The 7838-nt window shown below is 68.7% G+C and carries 1 protein-coding gene; it reads right to left on the bottom strand.

Annotated features, from left to right (window positions below; all coding sequences use genetic code 11):
- On the bottom strand, window positions 1-7838 hold a 7838-nt coding region (locus ACZ6O5_RS31150; RefSeq protein ID WP_465981893.1), incomplete at both ends, for an SDR family NAD(P)-dependent oxidoreductase.

Raw genomic sequence — 7838 nt, 5'->3', positions numbered from 1 at the left:
GCCCGAACCAACCGCCGGATGTACAGGTCACCATCACGTACCGCGATCTCCGGCTCGCCGCTGCCGAGCACCGCCGTGAGGATCCCGCCCAGTTCACTGCCGGGGTCAGTGGCGTCGTCGAGGTCCAGCAGAATGAACCGGTAAGGATGCTCGGACTGCGCGGAACGGACCAGCCCCCACACCGCAGCCGCAGCCAGGTCACTGCCATCGGTAGCACCACGAGTGACCACCACCAACCGGGACCCGTCCGTGGCCGGATCAGCCAGCCAGTCCTGGACCCAACCCAACACCAACCCGCTCGCCACATGCGTAGCCTCGACAACACCCACAGCATCGCCCGGGGCTGGTAGCTCGGCCACCACGACGGGGGGCAGCTCACCATCAACCTGCCCATGCCACGCCCAGACCAGTTCGGTAGCCGCCGGCGTGGTATCGGGTTCCGCGTCCGGTAGCGGCACCCACTCCACCGCGAACAATGACTGCGCCGCATCCGGCACCCCCGCGGCGAGTTGGTCGGTGGTCACCGGCCGCAACACCAGCGAGTCCGCGGTCAGGACCGGCTGGCCGGCGGTGTCGAACGCCGCCACCGCGATAGCCCCATCGCCGGCGGGTGTCAGCCGGACCCGCAGGGTGGTCGCTCCGGTCGCGTGCAGCCGCACCCCGCTCCACGCGAACGGCAACACCGCCCCACCGCCGTCGTCGCCGAGCAGCCCGGTCAACCCGATCGGGTGCAACGCAGCGTCCAACACCGCCGGATGTAGTCCGAACCCGTCCGCTGCGGCGTGTTCGGGCAGTGCCACCTCCGCATACACATCCCGGTCGTGACGCCACACCGCCCGCAAACCCTGAAACACCGGCCCGTACACGTAACCGCCGTCAGCCAACCGCTCATACACGCCGTCCACCGTCACCGGCTCGGCACCGGCCGGCGGCCACTGCCCCAACCCGGACGCAACCCGGCCGGCCTGCGGGCTCAACACACCCGTGGCATGCCGAGTCCACGAACCCCCCGCGCCCTCCGGTCGGGAGTACACGTTGACCGGCCGTCGACCATCCTGGTCGGGATCACCGACCCACACCTGCACCTGCACCCCACCCTGCTCCGGCAGCAGCAACGGGGTCTGCAGCGTCAACTCCTGCACCACGGCACAGCCGACCTGGTCCCCGGCGTACATCACCAACTCCACGAACGCCGTGCCCGCCAACAACACCGAACCCAACACCACATGATCAGCCAGCCACGGCTGTGTCGACACCGACAACCGGCCGGTCAACACCACCCCGTCCCCATCAGCCAACGACACCGCCGCACGCAACAACGCATGATCAGCCGAACCCAGCCCCAACACCCGAGCGTCCCCCACACCAGCCGCCGCCGACTGTGGCCAGAACCGCTGGTGCTGGAACGGATAGGTCGGCAGCTCCACAGCCCGCCGACCGACACTCGTGTCGAGGAGTGTCGGCCAGTCCACGGTCCCGCCGTGTACGTGAACACCAGCGACCGCGGTCAGCAGTGTCTGCGGCTCGTCCCGTTCAGCTCGCAGCCCGGGCAGCCACACCCCTGCATCGGGGGTATCGGTGTCGGCCATCGAGGTCAGCGTGCCGTCCGGGCCCAATTCGAGGAAAACATCCACGCCCTGCTCGCGCAACGCGGTCACCGCGTCGTGGTACCGCACCGTCTGGCGGGCATGCGTCAGCCAGTATTCGGGTTCGGTCACGTCTGCGTCGGGCGTGCCGGACACCACCGGGATTGTCGGCTCCCGCCACACCACCCCGGCCAGCACGTCGGCGAACTCGGCCAGCATCGGCTCCATCAACGGCGAGTGGAACGCGTGACTGACCCGCAGCTGTCGGGCCCTGCCACCGGCGTCTCGCCACTGCTGCGCCAACTCCGACACCACGGCCTGGTCGCCGGAGATCACCGTCGAGCGGGGGCCGTTGACCGCCGCCACCCCGACCAGGTCGGTGTGCCCGGCGATCAGGTCGTGGGCTTCCGTGTCGCTGGCGGTCAACGCGACCATGGCGCCACCAGCGGGAAGCGCCTGCATCAGACGGCCTCGCGCGGCCACCACCGCCACCGCATCAGCCAGATCCCACACCCCCGCCACATGAGCCGCACTCAACTCACCAATCGAATGCCCCGCCAAACACTGCGGGGCCACCCCCCACGAACCGACCAGCCGGTACAACGCCACCTGCACCGCGAACAACCCCGCCTGGGTGTACATCGTCTGATCCAACAGCCGCGGCTCACCCGCAACCACGCCCCGCAACGACCGCTCCAAATGAGGGTCGAAGGACGCGCAAACCTGATCGAACGCCTCCGCGAACACCGGATACGCCTCATACAGGCCCAGGCCCATACCGAGGCGCTGACTCCCCTGCCCGGAAAACACCACCGCCAACCGACCAGACCCCGCAACCCCGGCAACCACCCCCGACGCCTGACCACCGGAGGCCAACGTGTGTAGCCCGTCCATCAACGCTGGCCGGTGCTGGCCGAGGACCACCGCCCGATGCGCGAACATCGACCGGGCCGCCAACCCGCGTCCCACCACGGCCGGCTCTACCTCGGGCCGGTCGTCCACGAACCGGGCCAGCCGCTGCGCCTGCGCCCGCAACGCCACCTCAGACTTAGCCGACAGCAGCCACGGCACCACCCCACCCTCCGGCAGCGGGACCGCCGGCGACTGTTCACCCGAGGCCGCCGGGTCGGTCGGTGCGTCCTGTTGCGGCGGCTCGAACGGCTCGGTCTCTTCGGGGATTTCGAGCGGTTCGGGTTCTTCGATAATGAGGTGGGCGTTGGTGCCGCTGATCCCGAACGACGACACCCCAGCCCGCCGCAGCCGGCCACCGCCCGGCCATGGTGTGGCCTCGGTCAGTAGTTGCACCGACCCAGCCGACCAATCCACATGAGTCGACGGCGCGTCCACGTGCAGCGTCCTGGGCATCAGCCCATGCCGCATCGCCAGAACCATCTTGATGATCCCCGCGACACCCGCAGCTGCCTGGGTGTGGCCGATGTTCGACTTCACCGACCCCAACCGCAACGGCTCGTTTGCGGGCCGGTCTTGGCCGTAGGCGGCGATGAGTGCTTGTGCTTCGATCGGGTCACCCAGGGTGGTGCCTGTGCCGTGTGCTTCCACCACGTCGACGTCGGCCGGTGTCAGCCGCGCGTTGGCCAGGGCCTGGCGGATCACCCGTTGCTGCGACGGACCGTTCGGCGCACTCAACCCGTTGGAGGCGCCGTCCTGGTTGACGGCGCTGCCCCGCACCACCGCCAACACCCGATGCCCCCGCCGACGAGCATCCGACAACCGCTCCAACACCAGGATTCCGACACCCTCACCCCAGCCTGTGCCGTCAGCGGCGTCCGCGAACGGTTTGCACCGCCCGTCAGCGGCCAACCCGCCCTGCCGGGAGAACTCCACGAACGCTCCCGCCGTGGCCATCACCGTCACACCACCGGCCAGGGCCATCGAACACTCACCCGAGCGCAACGCCTGCGCCGCCAAATGCACCGCCACCAACGACGACGAACACGCCGTATCCACCGACACCGCCGGGCCCTCCAAACCCAGGGTGTACGCCACCCGCCCCGACATCACACTCGCCGCATTACCCGTCAGCAGATGCCCCTCGCTGCCGGTCTGCGCGTCACCGATCATCGAGATGTAGTCCTGGCCGTTCGTGCCCACATACACACCGGTATCCGACCCACGCAGCCCCGACGGGTCGATCCCCGCCCGCTCCAACGCCTCCCAGGAAACCTCCAACAACAGCCGCTGCTGCGGATCCATCGCCACAGCCTCCCGCGGACTGATCCCGAAAAACCCCGCATCGAACAACGCCGCACCAGCCAGGAACCCACCCTTACGCGCAAAGCCGCTCCCCGACCCCCCCGAACCCGGGTCATCTGACGACCCGACATCCCAACCCCGATCCACGGGAAAACCACCCACCGCGTCAACACCCTCAACCAGCAACCGCCACAACCCCTCCGGGTCATCAACCCCACCCGGATACCGACACCCCATCCCCACAATCGCCACCGGCTCATCAACACCCGCACCCACCACCGGCACGACGACGTCGATTTGCTCACCGAGCAACTCCGTCAGCACATACCGGGCCAACACCACCGGTGTGGGATAGTCGAAAACCAGCGTCGCCGGCAACGACAACCCGGTCACGGTAGCCAACCGGTTACGTAGTTCCACCGCAGTCAACGAGTCGAAGCCGAGCTCTTGGAATACTTGGTCGGCGGGTATCTGCGCAGTCCCGGTGTGGCCGAGGACCATTGCGGCCTGCTCTCGGATCAGGGTCAGTGCCATCGATTCCCGCTGTCCGCTTGGAATTTGCCGCAACCGCGTCAGCCATGCCGACGGCTCATCACTACTCGGCAGGTCCGCGACCACCGCCCGTGCCTCGGGAAGATCCGTCAGCCACGATCCGAGGCGCCCAGCGCTGGCCTCGACCAGCCGGTGCCAGTCCACATCGGCCACTACCAGGTACCCCTGGCCAAGGGAATGTTCCAGAGCGGTGACCGCCACTGCGGGGTCCATTCCCATCAACCCGCCTCGGCGGGTCCGTGCCTCGACCAGATCGGTGTTCGCCAACCCACCGCCAGCCCAGGTCCCCCAGGCCACCGAAACCATCGGTGCGCCCTGTGCTCGCCGCTGCTGGGTGTACACATCCATAAACGCGTTCGCAGCCGCGTAATTGCCCTGTCCTGGCGAGCCGAACAGCGCTGCTACCGACGAGAACACCACAAACGCCTGCAGGTCCATATCGGCGGTCAGCTCATCAAGAGCGAGCACCGCGTCGATCTTCGACCGGGCCACCGTGGCCAGTCGTTGGGCGGTCAACGACCCGATCACCCCGTCGTCGAGCAGCCCCGCAGTGTGCACCACTGCGGTCAACGGATGCTCGGCCGGGATCGCCGCGAGTACCTCAGCCATAGCGTCGCGGTCGGCCGCGTCACAGGCTGCCACCTGCACCCCCACCCCTGCCGCGGCCAGCTCCGCCACCAATTCCCGCGCGCCCACGGCGGCCAGACCACGACGGCTGACCAGCACCAGATGCCTTGCGCCCTGCTCGGCCAGCCAGCGGGCTACCTGCGCACCCAACGCTCCGGTCCCACCGGTGACCAGCACCGTGCCTGAGGGCTGCCACACCTGTCCCGGCGCAGCCGGGGCTCGCCGCAGCCGCATCCCGTACACCCCGTCGGCGCGCACGGCCACTTGGTTGTCTTCACCCCAACCAGCCAACACCGCGCAGCAGGACCGCCAGGTTGTCTCGTCCAACACTCCATCGGGCAGGTCGATCAATCCGCCCCACCGGTCGGGCCGCTCGGCACCAATAACCCGGCCCAGACCCCACACCTGGCCCTGCCACACATTCTTGATCGGGTCGCTGTCATCCACGCTCACCGCGCCTCGGGTAAACACCCACAACGGCACGGGACCCCATGCCTGTGCCACCGCCAACAGCTGCGCTGCGCATTCCCGACCCGCGCCGGCCAATACCACGCCACCAGCCAGCGTCCTGGACTCGGCCAACGCCCGCACCCCGGCCAGCCCGGTCTCCAGATCATCAAGGTCAACCCGCACCACCCGGGCACCACCCGCCGACAACACATCCGCGAGGTCATCGCCAGCCCCGCTCACAGCCAGCAGCGCCCATACCCCCGACAGCGCCCCGTCCGGCTGGTCAGCCAACACCGACCATTCGACCCGGTACCGCCACCGGTCCAACGCCGCCCGTGCCTGCCGCTGTCGCAGCGATGTCAGCACCGGCAATACCACGGCCGCGTCCTGCCGCTGCACCGCCTGCCAAAAATCCGCATCCAGAGTGTCCATAACGCTGGGGATTGTCTGGTGCGTCGCCTGTGGCCAGAACCGCTGGCGCTGAAACGGGTAGGTCGGCAGTTCCAGAGCCCGCCGACCGGCACCCGTGTCGAGCAGCGTCGGCCAGTCCACCGCCGCGCCGTGTACGTGAACACCAGCGACAGCGGTCAGTAGTGTCTGCGGCTCGTCCCGGTCGGCTCGCAGCGCTGGCAGCCACACCCCTGCATCGGGGGTGTCGGTGTCGGCCATCGAGGTCAGCGTGCCGTCCGGGCCCAGTTCGAGGAAAACATCCACGCCTTGCTCGCGTAGGGCGGTCACCGCGTCGTGGTACCGCACCGTGTGGCGGGCGTGCGTCAGCCAGTATTCGGGTTGGGTCACGTCTGCGTCGGGGGTGCCGGACACCACCGGGATGGCCGGCTCCCGCCACACCACCCCGCCCAACACGTCGGCGAACTCGGCCAGCATCGGCTCCATCAACGGCGAGTGGAACGCGTGACTGACCCGCAGCTGCCGGGCCCTACCACCGGCGTCTCGCCACTGCTGCGCAAGGTCCAGCACCACGCTCTGGTCGCCGGAGATCACCGTCGAACGGGGGCCGTTGACCGCCGCCACTCCCACCAGGTCGGTGTGCCCGGCAATCAACTCCTGCGCCTCGACGTCGCTGGCGGTCAACGCGACCATGGCGCCACCAGCAGGAAGCGCCTGCATCAGACGGCCACGCGCGGCCACCACCGCCACCGCATCAGCCAGATCCCACACCCCCGCCACATGAGCCGCACTCAACTCACCAATCGAATGCCCCGCCAAACACTGCGGGGCCACCCCCCACGAGCTGACCAGCCGGTACAAGGCCACCTGCACCGCGAACAACCCCGCCTGGGTATACACCGTCTGGTCCAACAGTTGCGCCTCGCCCGCGACGACGTCCCGTAACGGCCGCTCCAAATGAGGGTCGAAGGATGCGCAAACCTGATCGAACACTTCAGCGAACACCGGATAGGCCTCATACAGGCCCAGGCCCATCCCGAGGCGCTGACTCCCCTGCCCGGAGAACACCATCGCCAACCGACCCGACCCCGCGACCCCGGCAACCACCCCCGACGCCTGACCACCGGAGGCCAGCGCTCGCAACCCATCCACCAACACCTGCCGGTGCTGGCCGAGGACCACCGCCCGATGCGCGAATACCGACCGGGCCGCCAACCCGTGCCCCACCACGGCCGGCTCTACCTCGGGCCGGTCGTCCACGAACCGGGCCAGCCGCTGCGCCTGCGCCCGCAACGCCACCTCGGTCTTGGCCGACAACAACCACGGCACCAACCCGCCGGGTAGCGGGACCGGTTCATGACCCGACTCCTGGTCAGAGGCCGCCGTGTCAGCCGGCGTGACCTGAAGCGACTCGAGCGGTTCGGGTTCTTCGATAATGAGGTGGGCGTTGGTGCCACTGATCCCGAACGACGACACCCCAGCCCGCCGCAGCCGGCCATTCCCTGACCACGGCGTAGCCTCGGTCAGCAGCCGCACCGACCCAGCCGACCAATCCACATGAGTCGACGGCGCGTCCACGTGCAGCGTCCTGGGCATCAGCCCATGCCGCATCGCCAAGACCATCTTGATAATCCCCGCAACGCCCGCAGCCGCCTGAGTATGGCCGATGTTCGACTTCACCGACCCCAACCGCAACGGCTGCCCCGCCGGCCGGTCCTGGCCGTACGCGGCGATCAGCGCCTGCGCCTCGATCGGATCACCCAGGGTGGTGCCCGTGCCGTGCGCCTCCACCACATCCACCTCGCCCGGCGACAACCGCGCATTCGCCAGGGCCTGGCGGATCACCCGCTGCTGCGACGGACCGTTCGGCGCACTCAACCCATTCGACGCGCCATCCTGGTTGACCGCGCTGCCCCGCACCACCGCCAACACCCGATGCCCCCGCCGACGAGCATCCGACAGTCGTTCCAACACCAGGATTCCGACACCCTCACCCCAGCC

The sequence above is a fragment of the Micromonospora sp. NPDC049201 genome, assembly GCF_055586805.1.
This window is presented reverse-complemented; position numbering and strand designations above follow the sequence as displayed.